The organism is Krasilnikovia sp. M28-CT-15 (assembly GCF_047159595.1).
GTDB lineage: Bacteria > Actinomycetota > Actinomycetes > Mycobacteriales > Micromonosporaceae > Actinoplanes.
The window spans coordinates 258,375-281,278 of record NZ_BAAGAK010000001.1 but is presented as its reverse complement, the minus strand read 5'-3'; the positions used below and the strand labels follow the sequence as shown (position 1 = coordinate 281,278).

The window sequence follows — 22,904 nt, the reverse complement described above, 5'->3', positions numbered from 1 at the left end:
AGTTGAACGGCAGGCAAACGCAGAGGAACCCGTCGATCCCCGGCCGGTTCGGCGGGCTAGCCGACCAGCCAGGGAGGAGACAATGGATCTCCGTGGTACCGACGCCGGGCCGGTGCACCGCTTCGAGGTGGCCACCGACGACCCGGAGCAAGCCGTCGAGATCGTCCGCAGCACCTACGCCGACACCCGGATGAAGATCTCCGGAGACAAGTTCACCTTCTTCTACCGACAGCGCAGCGTCAGCGTCGGACCGCTAGCGGTCGACGACGTGACCAGCCCGATCGGCGTCGACATGCAGAGCCCGCCCTTCGACTTCCTTTGCTTCATCACGGCGGGCCGGGCTCAGGCCAGCATCCACACCCGCGACCTGCACGTGGACATGACCGCCGGAGACACCGTGGTCGCCCCGATGGGTCAGACGCACAGCTCCTTCGCCCGCGATCTCGACACGGTGGTCCTGCGGCTGCCGGTTGCGCCCGTCGCGGCCCATGTCGGGCTCGATCCGCGCCGGTTTCGGTTCACCGACATGAGCCCGATAACGCCCGCGTTAGGCCGCTACTTCCGCGCCACCATGCAGCACATCCACGCGCAGCTGCACGACCCGGACACGGCCCTTGCTCATCCCCTCGTGTTGGCGGGCGCGATCGACATGATCGCGGGCGCGGCCCTGGCAACGTTTCCGTACACCTGCGGCCATACCAGCCGGTCAGGGGCACAGGCTGCCGCAATCCGCCGCGCGGTCGCGTTCATCGAGGCGAACCCCGCCCGGCCGCTGACCATGGCCGACATCGCCGCTGCGGCCGGGATCAGCGTCCGCACCCTGCAACAGGCCTTCCAACGCCACCTGGACACGACGCCCCTGCTGTACTTGCGGCGGGTACGGCTCTCCTACGTCCACGAGGACCTGCAAGCCGCCGACCCGACCAACGGTGACGAGGTCTCCGCCATCGCCCGGCGCTGGGGATTCGGGCACCTCGGACGGTTCGCCGCCTACTACCGCGCGGTCTACGGCCACTCGCCCCGGCATACGCTCCGTAACTGAACGCGCTTCATGGCGCGCCGTTGGCGACCTCTATGCCCGTACAGACCCCGAGACGCTATGCCGCTTCGGTGCGGGAGCAAACCAGCGGGGGTCTATCCCCCAGGGGCGGCCACCCTCTGTTACCGAATCTCAAATGATGCTCGGGCTCGTGGTGCCGTGTCGGGTGTAGGTCGCAGGGCGGCCCGACCGCGCTCGGGCGGCCGGGCCGTGTGCGATGTCAGTGCGGCTTTCGCAGCCGCTCGATCACTTCGACCGGGTCGAAGGGCTGCTGGCTCTGCCGTGGGTGGCGACCGGCGACGAGTTCAAGCTTGATGGCTGCTTCCGGTGTCAGTCCGGCCTCGGCGCCGGACTGTGCGCGGTCGCGTGTGCAATGGCGAGCTGGCGCGCTTGAGCGTGGATCTCTGCGGTTCGGTCGGCGGTGATGCGTTCGGCCAGCTCAGGCGGGAGGCCGTAGCGCTCCGCTGCGGGGCGATCATCCAGCTGCGGTCGGCGCGCGGCTCTTGGTGGCGGCGTTGGCGGGCGTCGTCGGCTTCAGCGACGACGCGGGCGACGCGAGCCTGGTCAGATTCCGGTCGTCGGGGGCTCATCGGCGCGGCTGCCCGTCCAGCACGATCGGCTCGCGGCCCCGGTCGTCGACGGGGACTGCTAGGTAGCGGGCGTGCGCGGACGCGACTGCCTCGTCAGGTTCGGCAAGCGGATCACGGACCGCGATGTCGGCAGGGATGCCAGCCGTCACGGCAAGGACGTCATGCCACGACATCGCCATCCGCATCGGGCGTCCGGGTTCGTTGCGCGGGTCTGCTTTCTCGACGCGGTGGTAGTGAGCGCCCACGGTGTGCTCCATCCGCACGCGCCGCGTCTCGTCCGGTTCGGTCCCGACGTACGAGTAGTCGAGCATCTGGAGTACGTCAAGGGCCGCTTGCGCGGCGGCGTAGTCGGCCTGTGCCGTGCGACCGGACTCGGCGGCCCGCGTGGCGAGTGCTGGGGCGTGCGCGGCGACGATCGTCCGCAGCGTGTCGCGGTGCACGGGGATGAGCTGCTCGTATCGGTTGCCTGCGGTGACGGCTACGCGGGTGGCCGCGTTCAGTTGCTCGGTGGCGATGCGGACGCGCTCAGCGTGCGCGATGGGGTCGAGCGGGCTGGGCGGTTCCTCACCGTCGCGGACGGCGCGGCGGATCGCAATGGCGCGGTCCTCGGGCTCGTCCTTGACGGCCTGGAGAGCGTCGGCGAACGGTGCACGGCGGGCGTCGGCGTCCTCGAATGCCCGGCGGGCGTCGCGGATGTCGGGCGGGCACTCGGGCGAGGCGAGTACGTGGGGCGGGAGGTCACGCTCAAGGTCGATAGGGCCGTCGTCTCGGCCGTAGACAGTCAGTTTCGCCATGGTCAGTGTCCCTTCGGGCGGTGCGGGGGGTGCGGCGAGCGGTCCGGAGTGGGTTCGGTCACGCGTCCGTGTATCGGTAGACGGGCGTGGCGCCCTGGACGTGGACGACGCGGTAGCCACTGCGCATCGCGGCGACGGCATCGCGGTTGACGACCAGGGCGGTCGGCCGGGAGGTCGGCGCGACTGACGGACGGCGTCGCCTGCGGCTGGGCGTTCGGGTGTGGCGAGGGATAGCGGCCTCCTTGGTGGCGCGGGCGATTGGCGGGCGGCGCGCCTGCTGGCGGCGTCGGGGCGGACCGGGGCGGAGCCGCCAAGTGGCAGACACGCGGCGGCTCCGCTCACGGAAGCGCTGGCCCAACGGCGCGCTCTCCTCGGCGTCCCGCCAGACGGCCGAGGGTGTGCACCGCGAACTTGTCCCGCCCGCAGCCGAATGCCGCGCGAGGCTCCAGGTGAAGGGCGGGACGTTCTGCAAGTCGGCCAGGTCGGCTCAGCCTGTTCACGCAACATCGCGGCGGCATGGGTTGCTCGCTTCGGCGGGCGCGGCCGAACCGCGACACGGTCCAGCGGGAGCAGGACGAGGTTCTCAAGAGGCCCGGGTCGGTGGGCGGTGCCGTCGGTCGAGGTGACGAAGTGACGGAAGTTGCGTCACTCTCTATTGCTGCTTAAAGGAGGAGAAGGAATTTGAAGAAGTAATAGGAGAGTGACGTTCGTTCCGTCACTTCGTCACGCGGCCACGGCGGCGCCCACGGCTGCGCCCGCGTCGACCATCGGCCATACGTCGTCGCGCCTGCTCAGAGGTTCGTGGAGCGCCGAACAGCGCAAAGGGCAGGACGGGGGACGCATCGAGATCTTCGCGTCCTCTGTGGATCTCCCAGGCCGCAGACGCCGCGCGTGGCGTCGGGCTACATGATTCGGCCTCCGGCCAGGTATGCGGTCTCTCCGAGGGCGCGTGCCTGCAGAGCCGCGGCAATGCGCGGGGCGACGTTGGCGGGCAGACACGCTGCCGCCTCGTCGGGCGTGCGGAACACCCAGTCGTCGAGTTCGCCTGCTGCCAGGGTGATCTCGACATCCGGCGAGAGTTCGCCGCAGTCGAAGGTCAGGCTGATGATTGCTCGGGGGCGTTTGCCTTCAGGTGGGGCCCAGTCCACGACGAGCAGGGCGCCGGGTCTGACAGTGAGGCCGAGTTCCTCATGCAGTTCGCGGGCGCAGGTGTTGTGGGGATACTCGGTTGCTTCGACGTATCCGCCGGGGAGTGACCAGCCGTCTCGGTACGTGGGCTTCACCAGCAGGACGTGGTCGGTGCCGGTGGCGGTGATCAGGGCGGCGGCTGCGGCGTGGAAGGAGGGCAGTTGCGCGTACCAGACCTCAGGCTCGACCCACGTGTTCATGGGGCGACGGTAGTCGAGTTTGCCCGCTGCGCTCACACAGCGACGGCGAGGGCGCTGCGGTGTTCTTCGAGAAAGTCGGCGACGCCCGCGACCGAACGATGCGGTGTCAGCCCACGGGCGAACTCGGCGAGCCGGTGGCGGACGCGCCCTGAGCTGATGGTGCGGCTGTGCTGGATGGCCTCCTTACCGAGGAGGCAAGCTTCATCGAGATCGCCAGCGGCGGCATGGGTGGTGGCGAGCAGAGCGGTATGTAGCACCCGGGTTCGAACGTTTCCCGCCGGAACGTCGAGTGCGGCGGGTCCGTAGCGGACGGCCTGGCGGTGTAGCTGAAGGTCACGGTGGCAACGCAGCGCCGCGCCGGCGAAGTGCGCGGGGCTGAAGTACCCGGCCCAAGCTGGTGCGTCTCCTGGTCGGGATCTGGCGAGAGCGCGGGCGGCCCTGGCCAGGACCCTGGTGCAGGCCCTCCGGTCGCCGGCCATGGCGTGCGCGCTCGCTTCAGTGGTGTGCAGACGGGCAAGGACGGAGGCGGGGGCCCGGCCAGCGCCGTCAAGCGCGGCGCGGGCGAGTCGTACTGCTTCGGGGCCGTGGCCGAGGTAGATCGCCTGGGTGGCGAGGTTCGCCAGCACGTGAGCGCCGTAGAGGGCATCATCGGCGGCCTTCGCCAGGCGCAGCGCCGTGGTGAAGTGGCGTTGGGCGGCGCCGTGTTCACCAGCGTCGTAAGTCATGAACGCGAGTTGCCCGGCGATGGTGGCGGCAGCGGTCATCAGCCGTCGTCCGACCGCGTCGGTGTAGGTGCCGTGCAGCATCGGGCTGACATTTCGGTACAGAAAGTCGCTCATCAGAGTGCGTGTGTGGTGAGCGCCGCCGCCGTGTTGGCGGTCGAGCTCGGCGAACTGATCGGCGAACAGTTGCAGCGCCGTGACGTCCGAGTCGAGGATCCGTCGGCTCCCCTGGTGCGCCACCGTGGCGTCGGCGGGGTCGAAGCGCCAGGCGAATCCGGTGTTTAAGGCCGCTGCGACGACGAACGGGGTGGCAGCCACAAGGTCTCCGCGCTGCACTGTCATCCTCCACAACCGGCTGCCGACATCGACCGCCTCTCGTGGCGAACCTGGGTAATGCAGTCCGACCTGCGTGCCCTCGCCCCCGAGACCGAGGGCGTCCACGGTGATCGTTCGGCCGATCCTGCGGGCCAGAACCGTCGTGATCAGCTCCTGGATGTGCCGGTCCGGGCAGCGCCCCCGGAGCCACCAGTAGACGGTCGAGGCGTCGTAGCGCAGGTGACCATGGTCGCCGGCCGCGTGGTTCACCTGGCGGGCGAAGGCGCCATGCGCGTATCCGTACCCAGCCTCGTGCAGCAGCGCCTCGAGTTCGTGGTTCGTGACTGGTCGCACCATCGGTACCTCCTGTGCCAACGGAGTCACCATACGTGGTCCGGATTTGATCATCTGGGTGCGCGCAACCCCGCACAACCTGTGCCCTGGATCAGCATTCCGGGGCAAGGCTCGCCTTCTTACGAGCAGGCCGGAAATCTGGTGATCTGAGGGCAGCCCCCTTCGATGGGAAGGCGCTCATCGAATACTTCTTCAGCAGCGGAATGGTCACGCCGGTCCTCTGTCTGGTGCGAGTCGGCCCGCGCGGATCACCCCAACGGTGCTCGGCCGACATCGACAAATCCGGTCCGGTTCAACGAGAGGTATGACGTCATGGCTTACACGGTCAGGGGAACCCCACCATCTGCGCGTACCGTCAGTGCGCCTTTGACGCCGCTCCCTGCGCTGCCGAAGCGAGTCCGCGGGGCGTCGCTCCATCCAGGCCTTCGGGCGGTCGGCCGTGCGGCCGTGGTCTACCCGCCCGAGTCGGCACCGTTGGAATCCCTGCTCACCGCGTTGCGGGCGTGGGAGCCGAGCCGGGGAAGCGCGGTCGCCCATGGTGGCCGATAGGCCCCGACCGGGCGTCACGTTGCGCCTGGCGGACGAGGACTACAAGTACGGCGCTGGACCGATCCTTTGTCGTGTCGAAATGGTGATTGAGCCATGCGACTACGGCGACGATTTGACGTGGTGGCGCGTGTTCGGGAAATGCGCGAAGGGCACGCCGGAGCATCACGGCGGCTGGCAAGGCCGCGAACTCTACATACGCGGCCCTGCGTTCACGCAGGAAATTTGATCATTGTGCCGAAAGGCGTGCAGATGGCAAGACTCTACGCACCGTCCGCTTCCTGTGGTGCGTAGCCTCCCATAACCCCTCGGAGCAGGAGGTACAGAAAATGACCATCACCGCGGACATGCCGGGTGCGATCGTCGCGGACCCTCGAACGCTTGTCTCGGCTGAGGTGTTCGACAAGATCGCCCGCTACTTCGCCGCCAAGCAGGAGGTCACTCAGACCTACGCCGAACGAGCGACCGAGCAGTTTCTGATCTTCCTCAAGGCATACGCCGACGCGCACGATAACCCCGGCTACGGCATGACACTGCCGTCCGGCGAGTCCTACCGGGTCGTCCCGACCCGCCCGGTCGATGCCGTGTGGCACGCCGCTCTCCAGATCAGCGAGCCCTACACCGCAGCCTGTCACGAGGTCGCGGGCCACTACGTGCACCACCGCCCGATCCTGACCGAGGCCATGCAGGACGGCACCGCCATGACCTACACGCTGTCGGCATTGCACGCGACCGGCTACCCGGTCGACATGGAATTCTGGAGCGGCGAGGCCGAGTCCTGCTGCCCACCCAACCCGCCGCAGCCCGGTATCAACGCCTGACCGATAAGGATCTCCCTTGCGCAGTGACTGGACCGCCTTGCCGGAGGCCGTCACCACCGAGATCGCCGACCGAATCGGCGGAGCCTTCGAGGTGACCCCGGCCGTGACCGGCGACCACGCGGAGATCGCCTCCGCCGTCACCGGGCCGAACGGAACGGTGTTCATCAAGGCTGCCTCAGCCGAGACGAACGTTCTGACACTGCGCTACGAACTGGCCGTCACGAAGGCCGTTGGCCGGTATCCAGCCGCGGTCCTGTGGGACTTCCAGTCCGATGGGTGGTTGGTGGTGGGGACCGAACATCTCGACGGTCCCCACGCCGATCTGTCCCCCGGAAGTCCGGATCTTGATCTGCTCACTGCGACATTAAACGAACTTCAGGAGACCCCCGCGCCGGGCCGACCGTGGTTCACCCCTGAAGCCCGGCTCGGGTTCGGGCACCCGGCGATGACGGGCGCGATGGTCATCCACTCTGACCTCAACCCGACCAACCTGATCGTGACCACGGACGGCCTGCGGATCGTCGATTGGGCATGGGCGACCAAGGCCGCTTCGTGGGTCGAACTCGCCCTGCTTGTTCAGTGGCTGATCGGCAGTGGCCACAAGCCCGAGCAGGCTGAGAACTGGCTCGCGAGGTTCCCTGCATGGACTGCGACTGATCCTGAGGTGTTGGACGAATTCGCGTCCAAGAACGCCTCGAAGTGGTCGGCCAAGTCCCGGCAGAGCCCTCATCAGTGGGTACACGACCTTGCGGCCTGGACCGGCAAGTGGGCGGCCCACCGGCGCCTTCGTTCCCAGTGACTGAGCTGAGGGATGTAGACGTCGCACTATGAAGCCATCGGGGGCATTGGTCCGTTAGTCTGATGCGGTGTTTGCCGGACACCCGGTGAAACTCAGCAGGCAGGCGGGCGCCAGCAGGTACGGCGGCTCGACCCGGCGCAGCACGTCCGTCCACATCGTCACCCGCCACGGCTGGGTGCCGATGCGTTCCCATGCGTAGTCACGCACCGGCAGGTGTATCAGCAGCACCCCGAGCCACGCGACCTGGTCGTCGGCCAGGCCCCGGCCCGACCGGTAGGACCGCTCCGCCGCCCGGACCGCCGTCCGGCCGGCGTGGCGGACCAGCCGGGCGAAACCCGCCTCGTGCAGTTCCCGGGCCATGAGATCGGCCAGCCGCCCCTGGGCCCGGGCGGTCGCCGCGGTCATCGCCGCCCGGTCGGCGCCCGTCACGGAGGCGAGCTGGGCCACGAGGGCGGCCCGGTCCGGCAGCGCCACCTGTCCCGCGAACGTGGCGGCGGCCGCGACCGCGCTGTGCCCGGGCGGGCACGGGCGACCGTCCGGCGGGCAGCAGGCGGGCTCGGTGCACCGGTACGACCAGTAGCGCCCGTCGGTGACCCGCAGCTCGTCGTGCACCACCAGCCCCTGGCGGCGCAGCGCCTCGGCGGTGCGCGCCACGGCAGGGGTGACCCGGTCGGCCGGGCCGTACCCGATGACCGTGGCGCCGTCGACGCCCTGGCGGGCCACGACCTCGGCGACGTGGTCGGACTCGGTGCGCAGCTCGTCGCCGGGCTGGTCCGGCTCGGGCAGGTCATGACGGGCGGCGAAGCGCACCCGCGGCCCGCGGACGGCGACCACGGTGATGCTGTCGGCCGGGTGGAAGCCGAGCAGGAACGGCACCGCCGCGATGAGTTCGGCGGGACTGCTGACCTTGAGGGTGCACTCGGGTGTCATGCGGGGCAGCGTGGCGCGGCCCCGGCCTCCCGGGCGTGCCGATCCTCGGCCTGTGGACGACACGCCCGTCATCCACAGGCACGGAGCGTAACCGCCCAGGTCAGGAGCGGAATGACAGCTCGTGCAGTTCGACGCTGTCGGGTTGCCACGCCTGGGTGTCGCGGCCGAGGTCGAGGGTCAGCTCGATCGCGGAGACGACGTTGTACCCGGCCGCGTGCAGGCTGCGGATGGCCTCCACGTTGCGCGACTCGGGGGAGATGGTCAGCGATTTCATGTTGCGGCGCCGCGCCTCGTCGGCCACGTGCCGCAGGAGTTTGCGGCCCACCCCCTTGTGCCGGTGGGTCGCGGTGACCACGATCGGCTCGACCTCGCCCGCCCGGCCCCGGATGACCAGCCCGACCAGGCCGATCACCCCGTCGTCGGCATGGTCGGCGACCCAGACACCGCCCAGATCGAGCCGGGTGAGGTACTCCTCGAACTCGGCTCCGCCGTCGTCACCCTTGCCGTTCGCGGTGCCGTACATGTTCGTGTGCTGGCGGGTCAGCTCGGACCACAGCCGGCGTGCCGCGCTGTGATCGGTCGGCCGGTACGAACGCACTGCGACAGGGTCCATGCCGACATTTTGGCTCCGAATCGGGCAGCTCGTAACCCGAAGTGGAAGATGAGGGCGTGGATCTGGCGTACCTGCACGCGCACCCCGAGCACCTCCCGACATTTCTCACCCATCAGCGCATCCGGGAGACCCCGGTGGGCGGCGGCGACGTGTGCCACGCCGCGCGCCTGACCTTGGACGACGGCACCTCGCTGTTCGCCAAGACCTGGCCGCGAGGTGCCCCGCCGGAGGGCTTCTTCGCCGCCGAGGCGAGCGGGCTGCGCTGGCTGGCCGAGGCGGGCGCCGTGCCGGTGCCGGAGGTGCTGGTGGCGCTGCCGGATCTGCTGGCGCTGGCGTGGGTCGAGCCGGGGACGGCCACCCCGGCGGCGGCCGAGCGGTTCGGCCGGGAGCTGGCCGGGCTGCACCGCGCGGGGGCGCCCGGGTTCGGCGCCGCATGGGCCGGGTTCATCGGCCCGCTCGCGCAGGACAACTCCGCGTCTGCCGGGCCGTGGTCGAGCTGGTTCGGCGAGCACCGGCTGCGGCCGTACCTGAAGATCTCGGCCGATCGCGGCGCGCTGGCGACGGCGGACGTCGCGGCCGTCGAGCGCGTCATCGCCGACCTGCCCGGGTACGGCGCGGACGAGCCGCCGTCGCGGTTGCACGGCGACCTGTGGCCGGGCAACGTGCTGTGGGCCGCCGACGGCCGCGCGTGGCTGGTCGACCCGGCGGCGCACGGCGGCCACCGGGAGACGGACCTCGCGCAGCTCGCGCTGTTCGGCGGGGCGCCACACCTGGACCGGATCCTGGATGCGTACGCGGAGACCTGGCCGCTGGCCGACGGCTGGCGGGCGCGCGTGCCGGTGCACCAGCTGCACCTGCTGCTCGTGCACACGGCGGTGTTCGGTGAGACCTACCGCGCGGCGGTGCGCACGGCCGCCGACCTGGCCCTTCGCCTCTGAGGGGTTGTGGGACTGACGACGCCGGCGCGGAAATGTCGGCCCGACGGGCTAGATTCGATCGGTGAGCGAGGGTAGGTCCGTGACCCGCACCGCCGAGTGGGTCGACAGCGCCGGGCGGGTCGACAGCGCCGGGCGGCTGGATTCCGCCGGGCGGGTCGACGCCGTCGGGTCTCTCGGCGCGGTCGGAACCGCCGAGTGCCTCGACGCGGTGGCGCCCAGGGAGCGGGTCGGTGCCGCCGAACCTGTCGGCCGTCCCGGACCGGCCGACCGTCCCGGACCGGCTCAGCGGGCCGCCGGAGCAGCGGAAACCCCCGTGGCCGAGCAGGCTGCGACGTCCGAGCGGGCCGGAGCCGGGCCACTGGTGGACCGATTCGGTCGGGTGGCGACCGATCTGCGGGTGTCGCTGACGGATCGATGCAATCTGCGCTGCTCGTACTGCATGCCCGAAGAGGGTCTGGCCTGGCTGCCCCGGCAGCAGCAGCTCACGGACGACGAAATGCACCGGCTGATCCAGATCGCGGTGGAGCTGCTCGGGGTGACCGAGGTCCGCTTCACCGGCGGCGAGCCCCTGATCCGCCCGGGGCTGGTCGACATCGTGGCCGCGGCCGCGCGGCTGTCCCCGCGACCGCGGCTGTCCGTCACCACCAACGGCATCGGGCTCGACCGGCTCGCACCCGCCCTGCGCGACGCCGGGCTGGGGCGGGTCAACGTCTCCCTCGACACGCTGTCACCGGAGCGCTTCCAGACCCTGACGCGCCGGGACCGGCATGCCGACGTGCTGGCCGGTCTGCGTGGCGCGGCGGCCGCCGGGCTCACCCCGGTGAAGATCAACACCGTGCTCATGCGGGGCATCAACGACGACGAGGCTCCCGCACTGCTGCGTTTCGCGCTCGAGCATGGGTACGAGTTGCGTTTCATCGAGCAGATGCCCCTGGACGCGCAGCACCAGTGGGACCGGCACACCATGGTCACCGCGGCGGAGATCCTCGAGTCGCTGGAGCCGTTCGGCCTGGAACCCGACACCGTTTCACGTGGAACGGCCCCGGCCGAGACCTGGCTGGTACCGGGCTGGACAGCCGCGGACGGGGGCCCCGCCCGGGTCGGCGTGATCGGCAGCGTGACCCGGCCCTTCTGCGGCGACTGCGACCGCACCCGGCTGACCGCGGACGGCCAGGTGCGCAACTGCCTCTTCGCCCGCGAGGAGTCCGACCTGCGGGCGCTGCTGCGTGGCGGCGCCGACGACGCGGAGATCGCGCGGGCCTGGCAGACCGCCATGTACGGCAAGCGGGCGGGACACGGCATCGACGATCCGGCGTTCCTGCAACCGGCCCGACCGATGTCGGCGATCGGAGGCTGAGCGGTGTTGACCGTCCGCTACTTCGCCGGGGCGCGCGCCGCGGCCGGGGTCAGCACCGAAGGCGTCGACGCGGGCACGCTCGACGATCTCGTGGACCGCCTCACCACCCGGCACGGTGAACGCCTCGCGGTCGTCCTCAAGGCCGCCAGCTACCTGGTCGACGGACTGCAGTGCCACGACCGCGCGGCGCTGCTGCCGACCGGCGCGACCGTCGACGTCCTGCCTCCGTTCGCGGGGGGCTGACCGTGATCGCCTTCGTCGCCGTGGTCCTCGCCGTCCTCGGGCTGATCCACCTGTACCTGTGGAAGCGGCTCGTCCGTGACCCGCTGCGACCGGGCCGGGCCCGGCGGATCGGCGGAGCCGTGGTGGCTCTGCTGGCCGCGCTCGTCCCGGTCACCCTCCTGCTGACCCGGGGTGGGAACGCCGAGGTGGTCGGCTGGCTGGGATATCTGTGGATCGCGCTGATGTTCTACCTGCTCATCGTGCTGCTGGTGCTGGAGGTGCCACGGCTGTTGATCGGGTTGTGGCTGCACCGCCGGTCCGCCGCCGGGGCGGAGGCGCCAGCCACAGCCGCAGCCGGAGCGCGGGTGGAAGAACCCGTCACGGCAGCCGCCGTCGCGGTCCCGGCCGTGGACCCCGCACGGCGGGAGGCGGCCTCGCCCGGGATGGGCGCCGAGGCTGCCGACGGGCCGCCCGAGCGCGCGGGGGTCGACCGACGGCTGCTGCTGGCGCGCGGTGCGGCGATCTTCGCGGGGCTCACCGCGGCAGGCATCACCGGCTACGGCGTACGCACCGCGTTGGGGCCGCCGCGCCTGGACCGGGTGCGGATCCCCTTGGCCAAGCTTCCGCGGGGGCTGGACGGCACCCGGTTCGCCGTGGTCTCGGACATCCACCTCGGGCCGCTGAGCGCCTCGCACCACGTCGGCCGCATCGTCGACATGATCAACTCGCTGGACGCGGACGTCGTCTGCATCGTCGGTGACCTCGTTGACGGCAGCGTGGCGGAACTCGGCCGGTACGCCGAGCCGCTGGCGCGGATCAAGTCCCGGCAGGGCGCCTACTTCGTGACCGGCAACCACGAGTACTACCGCCCGGACTACCAGGACTGGGTGCAGGAGGTCGCTCGGCTGGGCGTACGGCCGCTGCAGAACGAGCGGGTCGCGCTCGGCGGGCTCGACCTGGCCGGGGTCAACGACCTGGCCGGGGCGGTGTACGGGCAGGGCCCGGACTTCCGCAAGGCGCTCGGTGACCGGGACCCTTCCCGCCCCGTGATTCTGCTGGCTCACCAGCCCGTGCAGGTCCACCAGGCCGCGAGCTTCGGCGTCGACCTGCAGTTGTCCGGCCACACCCACGGCGGCCAGATGGCACCGTTCAACCTGGTCGTCAAGGCGGAGGGCCAGCCGGTGGTCAGCGGCTACGGCAAGGTCGACGGCGTCCCGCTGTACGTGACGAACGGCGCGGGCTTCTGGGGGCCACCGGTGCGCGTCGGCGCCCCGCCCCAGGTGACGCTCGTCGAGTTGCGTACCCCGTGACAGTGAATTCCCGGCGTTGCCCGACGGCGCGGGCGGCCACGATCGAGGATGCGTAGTTGACCGGCCTGCCCGCGCGGCCCTCGCTGCGCCGCGGCGGAGGCGGTCATGCGCACGCGGATCGAATGGGTCACTCCGCGCGTGGCGGCGCGCGCGTACAGGTGTGCCCATGACAGGATGCGGCGTGCCCTCGTTCAGCGCAGGGTCCTCGGTCACCGCGGACACGTACGTCGCGGACCTGCACATTCACTCGAAGTACTCGCGCGCCTGCAGCCGTGACCTCACGCTGCCCAACCTCGCCTGGTGGGCACGCCGCAAGGGCATCGCGGTGCTCGGCACGGGCGATTTCACGCATCCGGCGTGGTTCGAACACCTGCGGGAGAGTCTCGTACCCGCCGGGCCGGGCCTGTTCCGGCTCACCGACGACCTGCGGGGCGGCGTCGAGCAGCGCCTGCCGGGTTCGCTGCGGGACACCCCCGAGGCGAGTTTCATGCTCAGCGTCGAGATCTCGACGATCTACAAACGGGACGACCGCACCCGCAAGGTGCACCACCTGATCTACATGCCCGACCTGGACGCGGCCGCGCGGTTCAACACCGCCCTCGGCCGGGTCGGCAACCTGACCGCGGACGGCCGCCCGATCCTGGGCCTGGACTCCCGGGATCTGCTGGAGATCACGCTCGAGGCCAGCCCGGACGCCTACCTGGTACCCGCGCACATCTGGACCCCGTGGTTCTCCGCGCTCGGCTCGAAGTCCGGCTTCGACGCGATCGCCGACTGCTACGCCGACCTGGCCGACCAGATCACCGCCGTGGAGACCGGCCTGTCGTCGGACCCGGAGATGAACTGGCGGGTGTCCAGCCTGGACCGCTACCGCCTGGTGTCCAACTCGGACGCGCATTCCCCCGCCGCGCTGGCCCGCGAGGCGACGCTGTTCACCGGCACCCCGGACTATTTCGCGATCAAGGACGGGCACACCCTCGCGGGCACGATCGAGTTCTTCCCCGAGGAGGGCAAGTACCACGCGGACGGCCACCGCGCCTGCGCCGTGAACTGGGAGCCCGCCCGCACCCGGGAGGCGGGAGGCCGGTGCCCGGAGTGTGGCAAGCCACTGACCGTCGGCGTCCTGAGCCGGGTCGAGGACCTGGCCGACCGCCCGCCGGGCGCCGGCCGCCGCCCGCAACGGGTCGAACACCTCATCCAGCTGCACGAGATCCTCGGCGAGATCAGCGGGGTCGGCCCCAAGTCCAAGACGGTCGAGTCGCAGCTCAACCACCTCGTCGCCACGCTCGGCACCGAGCTGGACATCCTGCGTACGGTGCCGCTGGACGCGATCGGGCAGGCGGGCGGCGAGCATCTGCGCGAGGCGATCGACCGGCTGCGCCGCGGCGCGGTCCGCCGGGTCCCGGGCTACGACGGCGAGTACGGAGTGATCACCCTGTTCGAGCCGGGGGAGCTGCGCAACCGGGCGAGCGCCCCGCAGGCCGAGACGCTGTTCGACGTGCCGGCCGCGGCGGCGGTCCCTCAGCAGCGGCGGTCCGAACCGCAGCTCGGCCGGGTGCCCACGCCGAAGGTGCGCGAGCCGCGCAAGACCGTACCGGCCCCGGCCCCGCCGCTGCCCCCGCCGCCGAGCCCGCACGAGCCGTTCGAGCCGATGCTGGCCGGGATGGAGGAGGTCGGCACGGGGCTGCTGGACCGGCTGGACGCCATGCAGCGGGTGGCTGCGTCGGCGCCCGGCGGGCCGCTGCTGATTGTGGCCGGTCCCGGCACGGGCAAGACCCGCACGTTGACGCACCGGATCGCGTACCTCTGCGCGGAGCTGGGGATCTTCCCCGAGCGCTGCCTCGCGATCACCTTCACCCGGCGGGCGGCCGAGGAGCTTCGCGTACGGCTGTCCGGGCTGCTCGGCGACGCCGCCGAGGACATCACGGTCGGCACGTTCCACGCGGTCGGGCTGGCCATCCTGACGGAGAACGCGAAGGCGGCGGGGCTGAGCCCGGGGTGGCGGATCGCGGAGGACGCCGAACGCGACGCGGTCCGGGAACAGGCCGGTGACGACACGGCCGCGTACACGAAGCTGCTGCGCCAGCGGAACCTGGTCGACCTGGACGACCTGCTCACCCTGCCGGTCGCGCTGCTGCGCGATGATCCCGCGCTGGTGCAGCAGTACCGGGACCGGTGGCGCTGGATCTTCGTGGACGAGTATCAGGACGTCGACGAGGTGCAGTACGAACTGCTGCGCCTGCTCAGCCCGGCCGACGGCAACCTGTGCGCGATCGGCGACCCGGATCAGGCGATCTATTCGTTCCGCGGCGCCGACGTGGGGTATTTCCTGCGTTTCTCGCAGGACTTCACGGATGCCCGGCTGGTCCGGCTGACCCGCAACTACCGCTCGTCCGCGCCGATTCTGGCGGCGGCGGTGCAGGCGATCGCGCCGAGCACGCTGGTGCGCGGGCGGCGGCTCGACCCGGCCCGGCTCGACCCCGAGGCGCCACTGGTGGGGCGGTACCGGGCGAGTTCCGCGGCCGACGAGGCCGACTTCGTGGTTCGTACGGTCGACGAGCTGGTCGGCGGGCTGTCGCACCGTTCGCTCGACTCCGGACGCGTCGACGGCCGGGCGGTCGTGCCCGGCGCGCTGTCCTTCTCGGACATCGCGGTGCTGTACCGCACGGACGCCCAGTCGGGTCCGATCGTGGCGGCGCTGGCGCGCGCCGGGGTGCCCGTACAGAAGCGGTCCCACAACCGGCTGCGCGACCGCGCCGGGGTGCAGGTGCTGGCCCGCGAGCTGCGTCACGCGGGCGGCCTGGGCGGCTCGCTGGCGGCCCGGGTGAAGCTGACCGCCCAGGTCCTGGCCCAGCGGTACGCGGCGCCCACCCTGGACGGCGAGCAGCTCGCCCCGGAGGACGTCTGGGCGGCCGCGGATCTGCTCATGCCGCTGGCACAGCGGGTCGGTGACGACCTGCCCCGCCTGCTGCAGGAGATCGCCACGGGTGCCGAGGTGGACGCGCTGGACCCGCGCGCCGAGGCGGTGAACCTGCTGACCCTGCATGCGGCCAAGGGCCTGGAGTTCCCGGTCGTGTTCCTGGTGGGCTGCGAGGACGGGCTGCTGCCGCTGCGCTGGCCGGGGGCGGCACCGGACGCCGACCAGACCGCGGAGGAGCGGCGGCTGTTCTTCGTGGGCCTGACCCGGGCCCAGGACCGGCTGTACGTGACGCACTCGGCCCGCAGATTCCGGCACGGCAGCGAACGGGAGCAGGCGCCGACGCCGTTCCTCGACGCGATCGACGCGGGACTGTTCGAGCGGATGGGTGACACGGTCCCGGCGAGGCCGCGCGACCGCCAGCTCCGCCTGCTGTAGCGCGGGTCAGGCCGCGAGCGCGCCGACGACGGCGCCCGCCAGCAGGGCCGGGCCCAGCGGCAGGGCGGTGCCCCGGCGGGCCCGCCCGGAGACCAGCAGGAACAGCGCCGCGGGGCCGTTGACCAGGTGCGGCGCCACCATCCCGACGGCAACGGCGGGCCAGCCGAGGTAGCCGAGGGGAAAGGCGAGGACCGCGGCCAGCTTGACGTCGCCGAAGCCCAGACCCTGCCCGGGCAGCAACGCCACCATCAGGTACGCGACGCCGGCGAGTCCCGCCGCGGCGGCGGCGCGCCCCAGCCGCCCCGGCTCCCCGCCGCCGAGGGCCAGCGGTACGAGTGGCGGCACGACGACCGCGGCCAGCGCCCCGACGAGCGGGTCGGGCAGCCGTAGACAGCGCAGATCCACCGCGGCCAGCAGCACACCGATCGGCACCGCCGCCAGCAGCGCGGGCAGTATCGGCACGGTCCCCAGCGCCAGGGCCAGCACCGCGGACGCGCTCGCACCGGCGCCGACCACGGCCAGGTCCGCCGGCGATCCGGCGCACGGGCACGGGCTCCCGGCGCGGACCCATCCGCGGTGCCCGGCGGGGAAAGACCGCTCGCACCGGGCGCAGACCGGCCTGGGTGCAGTCCCGAACGGGACGCTCAGCCGGTACGCCACCCGGGGCAGGAACGCGCTCGCGGCGGCGCCGTACCCGGTAGCGAGGATGACGATGGGTAGCGACATGACCATGGACCGTATCGGCGGCGGACCGCATCGGCGGGTCGGGTTGCCGACAGCGGCGATCGTTCGGGCGGTTGTCGCCGGAATGATCCATGGTGGGCGCGATTCCGGGACAGAACGCGGAGCCGCCGCACGCTACCGTTGCGGGGCAGCGAACGTGTGCCAGGAGGACCCCGATGACCCAGAACGGCCCGAACTCCGGGCGGCCGTGGCCGGCCGGCGGACTGCCGGGGTCCGACGAGCCGTACACGGAACCGTCCGACCCTTGGGGCGGACACCCCACGGCGCCGCCGGAGGGTGGCTGGGGCGCCCATCCGGTCTCCGTGCCGACCGACACCGGGGCGTCGGCAAGTTATCCACAGCCGTACACCTCCGCGCCGACCGGTGCGCCGGGAGGGTGGACGCCGCCGGGCGGGCCGCAGCCGCGCCGCCGCAACGGCCCGATCCTCGTCCTGGTGGTGGTGCTGGGCCTGCTCATCTGCGGCGGTCTCGCGACGACCGCGTGGCTGATCACCCGGGACAAGGGACAGAAGCAGCAGTCCGGCACGCTGGCGACGCCGAGCGCAGCGGCCACGGGTGTGGGGGCGGAGCCCGGCAGCAGCTCGGACGCCCGGTTCGTGTCGAAGGGGCAGTGTGTCCGTAACGAAGGCACGGTCGCCTCGCCCATCATGAAGATCACGCCGTGCGCCTCGGGCACGTACGAGGTGCTCAAGCGGGTGGACGGGCACACCACGGGCGAGGACGACGCCAAGGTCAAGTGCAGCAAGGTCACGGGGTACACCAAGTGGTACTTCTACGACAGCGAGCTGGACAGCCTCGACTTCGTCCTCTGCCTCCGCGAGAAGTAGGGCTCCCGAACGGTAGGTCGTTCTAGCGGTTTCTAGCCGAGACGCTAGAAAACCTTAGAAGCCCGTCGAGTCCCGTCTCTAGCAATTCGGCTAGACAGCCCGATACGGTGCTATCCGTGGATCCGGTACGGAACCCGTACGCGCCCGGCGCCGGGCAGCGGCCCCCCGAGCTGGCGGGCCGCGGCCGCGAACTGGACGCGTTCGACGTCGTCCTCGAACGTGTCGCCCGGGCCCGCCCCGAACGCAGCCTCGTCCTGACCGGCCTGCGCGGCGTCGGCAAGACCGTACTGCTCAACACGCTGCGCTCGGCGGCGATCGGCCGCCTGTGGGGCACCGGCAAGATCGAGGCGCGCCCGGACCAGTCGCTGCGCCGCCCCCTGTCCGGCGCGCTGCACATGGCCATCCGGGAGCTGACCCCGCACCACCGCGACCCCGACCGGGTGGACGAGGTGCTCGGCGTCCTGAAGGCGTTCGCGCTGCGGGCCGGCGACTCCGGCGCGAAGCTGCGCGACCGGTGGTCCCCCGGCATCGACGTCCCGCCCACCCGGGGCCGGGCCGACTCCGGCGACATCGAGATCGACCTCGTGGAGCTGTTCACGGACGCCGCGTCGCTGGCCACCGACGTGGGCACCGGCATCGCGCTGTTCATCGACGAGATGCAGGACCTGGGGCCCGCCGAGGTCTCCGCGCTCTGCGCCGCCTGCCACGAGCTGTCCCAGCTCGGCGCCCCGCTGATCGTGGTCGGCGCCGGGCTGCCGCACCTGCCCGCAGTGCTGTCCGCCGCCAAGTCGTACTCGGAACGGCTCTTCCGCTACCAGCGCATCGACCGGCTGGACCGGATCGCCGCCGACCACGCGCTGTGCGCCCCGGCCGCCCGCGAGGACGTCGCGTACGAGCCGAAGGCGCTGGACCTGCTCTACGAGAAGTCCGGCGGATACCCGTACTTCGTACAGGCGTACGGAAAGGCGACCTGGGATCACGCGCCCACCTCACCGATCACCGCCGCGGACGTCCGGGTGGCCGCCCCCGAAGCGGAGGCCGAACTGGCGGTCGGCTTCTTCGGCTCGCGCTTCGAGCGCGCCACCCCGGCCGAACGCGAGTACATGCGGACCATGGCCGCGCTGTCCGGTGAGGCGGCCGACGACATGGACGCCGCGGTGCCCACCGCCGACATCGCGGGCGCCCTGAGCCGCCGCCCGGCCAGCCTGTCACCGGCCCGCGACGCGCTCATCAAGAAAGGGCTGATCTACTCCGGCGGGCGCGGCACGGTCGCGTTCACCGTCCCGCACTTCGGCCGCTACCTCAGGACACAACCGGCATGATCCGTCCGGTGCGGGTATAACCAGCGGTATGAAGCCCGTACGCAGCGCAGCCCGCGCCATGCTCGGCGCCATCTTCGTCACCAGTGGGATCCGCATCGCCCTCGACCCCGGCTCCCGGGTCGACATGGCCAAGAAGGTCACCGACCACGTCAGCCCGCTGATCGAGCGGGTGGACTCCCGGCTGCCCAGCGACGCGCAGAGCCTGGTCCGCCTCAAGGCGGCCAGTGACGTGGTCGCGGGGCTGCTGCTGGTCAGTGGCCGGTTCACCCGCCCGGCCGCGGTGGTGCTGGCCGCGGGCCTGGTCCCCACGACCCTGGCCGGGCATCCCTTCTGGACGATGTCCGAACCGGAGCGCGGTCAGCAGCAGGTCCACTTCCTCAAGAACCTCGGCCTGCTCGGCGGACTGCTGCTGGCCGCGTCAGACACCGAGGGCAGGCCGGGCCTGCGGTACCGCACCTCGCACGCGGTCGACCGCTCGCAGCGTACGGTGCAACGCTCGGTGCGCCGCGCGGTGCGGACCGCGAAACGAGAGGCGAAGATCGCGGCGGCATCGGCCACCGTCGCGCGGCGGTTGCCGCACTGAACAACCTCCCCGCCGCTCCCGGCGTTAAGCATCGGGGGCCGTCGGCGTTTGCCCGGGGCCTGCCAAGCTCGCGCCGCGGGCCGTGCCGGACCTGATCCGCGCCGCCCCTCGAGGTCCGAGCGGACCAGAGAGCGAGAGCGACGGGGGGTCGCGCCATGCCGGCGATTGTGGAGCGTGCGCGCCGAACCGCGCGCACTCACCGGAGAGCGGCGCGGCTCGCCGTGGCCGCGCTGGCCTGCGCCGGTGTCGGCATCGCGGTAGCCGCCCTCACCCATCGGTACGGCCTGGCCGGTCTCGCCCTCGACCGCGCCGCCGCGCGCAACTGGCTGGCCGGCGACGGCCTGTACGACTACCGCGCACCGGACAGCGACCTGGGCACCGCGGTCACGCCGGTCGCCGCGTTCCTGCTGCTGCCCGCCGCGTGGCTGCCCATCACGGTCGCGGGCCAGCTGCTGGCGCTCGCCGGGATCGCGACCCTCGCGCTGACCCTGTACGCGCTGGCCGGCCCGGTGGCCCGCCGGTACGGACGGCCACGGTGGCGCGCCGTGCTGGCGGCGGGTGCCCTGGCCCTGCTGCTGGAGCCGGTCCGGGCGGCACTCGGACTCGGCCAGCTGGACGTACTGATCTTCAGCCTGATCGTGGCCGACGTGGTGGCGTTGCGCCGCCACGCCTGGGCGCGCAGCCGCGCCGCGTGGTGGCCGGGCCGTCCTCGCCCACCCTCGCCACACGTCGGCGCCCCGGCCCGGCCACCACGGCGCTGGTGGCAGCGGGGGACGTGGGCCGGGGCGGGCATCGGCGTCGCGACCGCGCTGAACCTGAGCCCGATCCTGTTCATCGTCTACCTCGCGGGCACCCGCCAGTGGCGAGCGGCATGCACCGCGGTGGCCACCGCGCTGAGCCTCGGCGTGGTCGCCGTGCTGGCCGCTCCACAACAGAGCGCCGCATGGCTCGATGAGGTGCTGGGCCGCCTGGACCGCCGGGGCGGGATGGCCTCGCCCGGCAACCAGTCGCTGGCCGGTGTGCTGGCCCGCCTGTACGACTCGGCCACCACGCCGGTGCTGCTGTGGCTGTCGGTCGCCTCGCTGCTGCTGGCGGTGGGTCTGCTGCGGGCCCGGTCCGCGCACGCGGACGGCGACGAGATCGCGGCGTTCACCCTGGTGGGCCTCACCGCGGCCATCGTGGGACCGGTCACCGGCACGTACGAGCTGATCTGGGTGGTGCCGGCGGTGCTGATCCTGGTGGACGCGGCGTTCCGGCAGCGGGTCGGCGCCCGGCGCCCGTGGCCGGGGCGCCCACCCGGTTTCGCGGGAGCCGGGTACGCGGTCGCGGCCGTGCTCACCTACCTGCTGTTCGTCACCACTCCGATGTGGACGGTGTCCGGCGCGGGCGGGGTGGTCGGGACGATCGGCGGCAACGCGTACGCGCTGGCGATGATCCTGCTGATCAACGGGCTGCCGACGCGGGCCGGGGCGGCGCCGGCGTTCCCGGTCGACCGGCCCCGGACGGCGCCGGCCGAGTCGCGGCCGAGTCCCGCGACGACCGCGCCGCGCTGACCGGGTTCAGGGGCAGTTCACCCACTCGTCGGTGCCGTCCGCGAAGACCTGCCGCTTCCAGATCGGCAGCCGGGCCTTCACCTCGTCGACCAGTCGCCCGCAGGCCGCGAACGCCGCCCCACGGTGCGCCGTGCTGACCGCCGCCACCAGTGCGACGTCGCCGATCCGCAGCGTGCCGATGCGGTGGGACACGGCCACCGCATAAACGGCCGGGTCGGCGGCCACCTCCGCGGCCACCTCCCGCAGCACCGCCTCGGCACTGGGGTGACCCTCGTACTCCAGCAACGTGACGCCCCGGCCGTGGTCGTGGTCGCGGACCACCCCCTGGAACGAGACGACCGCCCCGGCCCGCGGGTCGGCCACCGCGCGCTCGTGCGCGGCCAGATCCAGGTCGGTGTCGCTGACCGCCACGATGGTCACGGACGGCTGCTCGACGGTCATGGCAGTGCCTCTCTGGCCATGCCCTCCCGGCCCTCGCTGCGCTCGGTGCAGTCGGTCATGGCAGTGCCTCCTTGGCCATGCCCTCCCGGCCCTCGCTGCGCTCGGTGCAGTCGGTCATGGCCGTTCTCCGGGATGCAGGGGTAGTGGCAGGAAAGGCACCCGGTCTCCGGCGGTGGCCTGGGTGCCCGGGCGCACCACCACGAACCCGTGCGCCTGGGCCAGCCCGCGCAGCATCGCGGAGCCGACATGACCGACCGGGGTGGCCGTGCCCCGGTGCGGGTCGAGAGCGGCCAGGGCCAGATGGGTGAACCCGCCCCGCCCCGCGACGTCGGCACCCGCGGTGACCTGGGGCAGCTCGGGTAGCTCCCGGCCGTGCAGCCCGGCCAGCAGCGGGGCCACCAGCGACACCAGCGCGATCACCGCGGACTGGGGGTTGCCGGGGAGCCCGGCGACGAAGCGGGCCCGCCCGTCCGGATCGGTGACGCGGGCCAGCAGCATCGGGAAGCCGGGCCGGACCGCGACCGTGTTCACCACGTACTCGGCGTCGAGGGCGGCCAGCGCCGGGTGCAGGTGGTCGACCGGCCCGTGCATCGTGCCGCCGGTGGTGCAGACGAGGTCGGCCCCGGCGAGCGCGGCGCGCAGCGCGTCGACGTGCGCGTCGAGGGTGTCGCGGACCGGGCCGGCCACGTCGTCCGGGCCGACGGTGGCGCCGTAGCGGCGCAGCCAGCCGGGCACCTGGGGGCCGAGGGAGTCGCGGACCCGGCCATCGCCGGGCACCCCGCCGGTGAGCAGCTCATCACCGAAGATCAGTACGGCCGCGCGGGCCGCCCGGCGCACCGCCAAGGTCTCGTGGCCGCAGGTGGCGGCTAGCCCGACCACGGCCGGGTCCACCGCGGTCCCGGCACCGAGCAGCTGTTCGCCGCGGGTCGCCTCCTCACCGGGCAGCCGCCATTCGGGCGCGCTGCGCGGGGTGCCGGTGACCAGGCCGTCGGCGTCGCGGCCGGACTCCTCGACGCGCAGCAGGGCAGCCGTGCCGGACGGGACCATGGCACCGGTGGCGATCTCGACGCAGGTGCCGTCGCCGGTCAGCGGCGCCGGGGTGTGCCCGGCAAGCACCCGGCCGACCGGGCGCCAGGGTGCGGGGCCACGCACCGCCCACCCGTCGATGCTGGACGTGGGGAACGCGGGCAGATCGGTCAGCGCGCACAGCGGCTCGGCGAGAGTACGCCCGTCAGCCTCGGCCAGCGGCACCCGCTCACCAGGCCCGGCTGCCGCCCGGCCCGCCTCGTACGCGCTCCGGCGCGCCTTGTCCCAGTCCACCGGGACGCCCTCAGCACTCAC

21 protein-coding genes are annotated in these 22,904 nt (G+C 72.1%); 13 read left to right on the top strand and 8 right to left on the bottom strand.

The window, feature by feature from the left end; translation table 11 throughout:
• The first annotated feature begins 82 nt into the window (after positions 1–82).
• Positions 83–1,042: an AraC family transcriptional regulator gene (locus ACMCNO_RS01310; RefSeq protein ID WP_412747596.1), complete on the top strand. Its 960-nt coding sequence runs from the start codon at positions 83–85 to the stop codon at positions 1,040–1,042.
• A gap of 583 nt (positions 1,043–1,625) precedes the next feature.
• Here the strand turns inward: ACMCNO_RS01310 and ACMCNO_RS01305 are convergent.
• From ACMCNO_RS01305 to ACMCNO_RS01295, 3 genes are all read right to left on the bottom strand, one after another.
• Positions 1,626–2,423 carry a hypothetical protein gene (locus tag ACMCNO_RS01305; protein ID WP_412747595.1) on the bottom strand — a complete coding sequence of 266 codons (798 nt, stop codon included), beginning with the start codon at positions 2,421–2,423 and terminating at the stop codon, positions 1,626–1,628.
• Between the two features lie 902 nt (positions 2,424–3,325).
• The gene (locus tag ACMCNO_RS01300) at positions 3,326–3,811 is read right to left on the bottom strand and encodes an NUDIX domain-containing protein (protein ID WP_412747594.1); all 486 of its coding nucleotides are present in this window, start codon (positions 3,809–3,811) and stop codon (positions 3,326–3,328) included.
• A 32-nt stretch (positions 3,812–3,843) separates the two neighbouring features.
• Positions 3,844–5,205, bottom strand: a complete 1,362-nt coding sequence (locus tag ACMCNO_RS01295) for a hypothetical protein (RefSeq protein ID WP_412747593.1) — start codon at positions 5,203–5,205, stop codon at positions 3,844–3,846.
• Between the two features lie 532 nt (positions 5,206–5,737).
• Here ACMCNO_RS01295 and ACMCNO_RS01290 point away from each other — a divergent pair.
• The 3 genes from ACMCNO_RS01290 (at position 5,738) to ACMCNO_RS01280 (ending at position 7,368) form a co-directional block, all read left to right on the top strand.
• On the top strand, positions 5,738–5,977 hold the full coding sequence (locus tag ACMCNO_RS01290) for a hypothetical protein (protein WP_412747592.1): 240 nt from the start codon (positions 5,738–5,740) through the stop codon (positions 5,975–5,977).
• A gap of 100 nt (positions 5,978–6,077) precedes the next feature.
• Positions 6,078–6,569, top strand: a complete 492-nt coding sequence (locus ACMCNO_RS01285; RefSeq protein WP_412747591.1) for a hypothetical protein — start codon at positions 6,078–6,080, stop codon at positions 6,567–6,569.
• 16 nt (positions 6,570–6,585) lie between these two features.
• On the top strand, positions 6,586–7,368 hold the full coding sequence (locus tag ACMCNO_RS01280) for an aminoglycoside phosphotransferase (protein WP_412747590.1): 783 nt from the start codon (positions 6,586–6,588) through the stop codon (positions 7,366–7,368).
• Positions 7,369–7,422: 54 nt separating this feature from the next.
• Here the strand turns inward: ACMCNO_RS01280 and ACMCNO_RS01275 are convergent, their stop codons facing one another.
• A complete protein-coding gene (locus ACMCNO_RS01275) occupies positions 7,423–8,298 on the bottom strand; it encodes a DUF4192 domain-containing protein (RefSeq protein ID WP_412747589.1) in 876 nt (291 codons plus the stop codon).
• A 100-nt stretch (positions 8,299–8,398) separates the two neighbouring features.
• Positions 8,399–8,911, bottom strand: coding sequence for a GNAT family N-acetyltransferase (locus ACMCNO_RS01270; protein ID WP_412747588.1), 513 nt, complete (start codon positions 8,909–8,911; stop codon positions 8,399–8,401).
• Between the two features lie 56 nt (positions 8,912–8,967).
• Between ACMCNO_RS01270 and ACMCNO_RS01265 the strand changes: the two genes are divergently transcribed.
• From ACMCNO_RS01265 to ACMCNO_RS01245, 5 genes are all read left to right on the top strand, one after another.
• Positions 8,968–9,849, top strand: a complete 882-nt coding sequence (locus tag ACMCNO_RS01265) for a fructosamine kinase family protein (RefSeq protein WP_412747587.1) — start codon at positions 8,968–8,970, stop codon at positions 9,847–9,849.
• 313 nt (positions 9,850–10,162) lie between these two features.
• Entirely contained in the window at positions 10,163–11,206 is a 1,044-nt protein-coding gene (gene moaA, locus ACMCNO_RS01260; protein WP_412753576.1) for a GTP 3',8-cyclase MoaA, read from the top strand.
• Between the two features lie 3 nt (positions 11,207–11,209).
• The gene (locus ACMCNO_RS01255) at positions 11,210–11,449 is read left to right on the top strand and encodes a MoaD/ThiS family protein (RefSeq protein ID WP_412747586.1); all 240 of its coding nucleotides are present in this window, start codon (positions 11,210–11,212) and stop codon (positions 11,447–11,449) included.
• A gap of 5 nt (positions 11,450–11,454) precedes the next feature.
• Positions 11,455–12,738: a metallophosphoesterase gene (locus ACMCNO_RS01250; RefSeq protein ID WP_412753575.1), complete on the top strand. Its 1,284-nt coding sequence runs from the start codon at positions 11,455–11,457 to the stop codon at positions 12,736–12,738.
• Positions 12,739–12,919: 181 nt separating this feature from the next.
• Complete coding sequence (locus tag ACMCNO_RS01245) at positions 12,920–16,093, top strand: UvrD-helicase domain-containing protein (RefSeq protein WP_412747585.1); 3,174 nt, start codon at positions 12,920–12,922, stop codon at positions 16,091–16,093.
• 6 nt (positions 16,094–16,099) lie between these two features.
• Here the strand turns inward: ACMCNO_RS01245 and ACMCNO_RS01240 are convergent, their stop codons facing one another.
• Entirely contained in the window at positions 16,100–16,819 is a 720-nt protein-coding gene (locus ACMCNO_RS01240; RefSeq protein WP_412747584.1) for a prepilin peptidase, read from the bottom strand.
• Positions 16,820–16,992: 173 nt separating this feature from the next.
• On the opposite strand from ACMCNO_RS01240, the gene ACMCNO_RS01235 reads away from it, so the two are divergent.
• The 4 genes from ACMCNO_RS01235 to ACMCNO_RS01220 all read left to right on the top strand — a co-directional run bounded on the left by ACMCNO_RS01235 (position 16,993) and on the right by ACMCNO_RS01220 (position 21,122).
• Positions 16,993–17,664 (top strand): hypothetical protein, encoded by a 672-nt coding sequence (locus tag ACMCNO_RS01235; protein ID WP_412747583.1) that lies wholly within the window; start codon positions 16,993–16,995, stop codon positions 17,662–17,664.
• A 116-nt stretch (positions 17,665–17,780) separates the two neighbouring features.
• Entirely contained in the window at positions 17,781–18,986 is a 1,206-nt protein-coding gene (locus ACMCNO_RS01230; protein WP_412747582.1) for an ATP-binding protein, read from the top strand.
• Positions 18,987–19,014: 28 nt separating this feature from the next.
• Positions 19,015–19,569, top strand: coding sequence for a DoxX family protein (locus tag ACMCNO_RS01225; protein WP_412747581.1), 555 nt, complete (start codon positions 19,015–19,017; stop codon positions 19,567–19,569).
• A gap of 155 nt (positions 19,570–19,724) precedes the next feature.
• The gene (locus ACMCNO_RS01220) at positions 19,725–21,122 is read left to right on the top strand and encodes a glycosyltransferase 87 family protein (RefSeq protein ID WP_412747580.1); all 1,398 of its coding nucleotides are present in this window, start codon (positions 19,725–19,727) and stop codon (positions 21,120–21,122) included.
• Between the two features lie 6 nt (positions 21,123–21,128).
• On the opposite strand, the gene ACMCNO_RS01215 is transcribed toward ACMCNO_RS01220, so the two are convergent.
• Both ACMCNO_RS01215 and ACMCNO_RS01210 read right to left on the bottom strand, forming a co-directional pair.
• Positions 21,129–21,563, bottom strand: coding sequence for a molybdenum cofactor biosynthesis protein MoaE (locus ACMCNO_RS01215; RefSeq protein WP_412747579.1), 435 nt, complete (start codon positions 21,561–21,563; stop codon positions 21,129–21,131).
• Positions 21,564–21,677: 114 nt separating this feature from the next.
• Positions 21,678–22,904 carry a molybdopterin molybdotransferase MoeA gene (locus tag ACMCNO_RS01210; protein WP_412747578.1) on the bottom strand — a complete coding sequence of 409 codons (1,227 nt, stop codon included), beginning with the start codon at positions 22,902–22,904 and terminating at the stop codon, positions 21,678–21,680.

Coding starts and splice junctions, on each gene's coding strand:
- ACMCNO_RS01310 (WP_412747596.1), top strand. CDS start 83: ATGGATCTCCGTGGTACCGACGCCGGGCCGGTGCACCGCTTCGAGGTG.
- ACMCNO_RS01305 (WP_412747595.1), bottom strand. CDS start 2,423: ATGGCGAAACTGACTGTCTACGGCCGAGACGACGGCCCTATCGACCTT.
- ACMCNO_RS01300 (WP_412747594.1), bottom strand. CDS start 3,811: ATGAACACGTGGGTCGAGCCTGAGGTCTGGTACGCGCAACTGCCCTCC.
- ACMCNO_RS01295 (WP_412747593.1), bottom strand. CDS start 5,205: ATGGTGCGACCAGTCACGAACCACGAACTCGAGGCGCTGCTGCACGAG.
- ACMCNO_RS01290 (WP_412747592.1), top strand. CDS start 5,738: ATGGTGGCCGATAGGCCCCGACCGGGCGTCACGTTGCGCCTGGCGGAC.
- ACMCNO_RS01285 (WP_412747591.1), top strand. CDS start 6,078: ATGACCATCACCGCGGACATGCCGGGTGCGATCGTCGCGGACCCTCGA.
- ACMCNO_RS01275 (WP_412747589.1), bottom strand. CDS start 8,298: ATGACACCCGAGTGCACCCTCAAGGTCAGCAGTCCCGCCGAACTCATC.
- ACMCNO_RS01270 (WP_412747588.1), bottom strand. CDS start 8,911: ATGGACCCTGTCGCAGTGCGTTCGTACCGGCCGACCGATCACAGCGCG.
- ACMCNO_RS01240 (WP_412747584.1), bottom strand. CDS start 16,819: ATGTCGCTACCCATCGTCATCCTCGCTACCGGGTACGGCGCCGCCGCG.
- ACMCNO_RS01235 (WP_412747583.1), top strand. CDS start 16,993: ATGACCCAGAACGGCCCGAACTCCGGGCGGCCGTGGCCGGCCGGCGGA.
- ACMCNO_RS01225 (WP_412747581.1), top strand. CDS start 19,015: ATGAAGCCCGTACGCAGCGCAGCCCGCGCCATGCTCGGCGCCATCTTC.
- ACMCNO_RS01220 (WP_412747580.1), top strand. CDS start 19,725: ATGCCGGCGATTGTGGAGCGTGCGCGCCGAACCGCGCGCACTCACCGG.
- ACMCNO_RS01215 (WP_412747579.1), bottom strand. CDS start 21,563: ATGACCGTCGAGCAGCCGTCCGTGACCATCGTGGCGGTCAGCGACACC.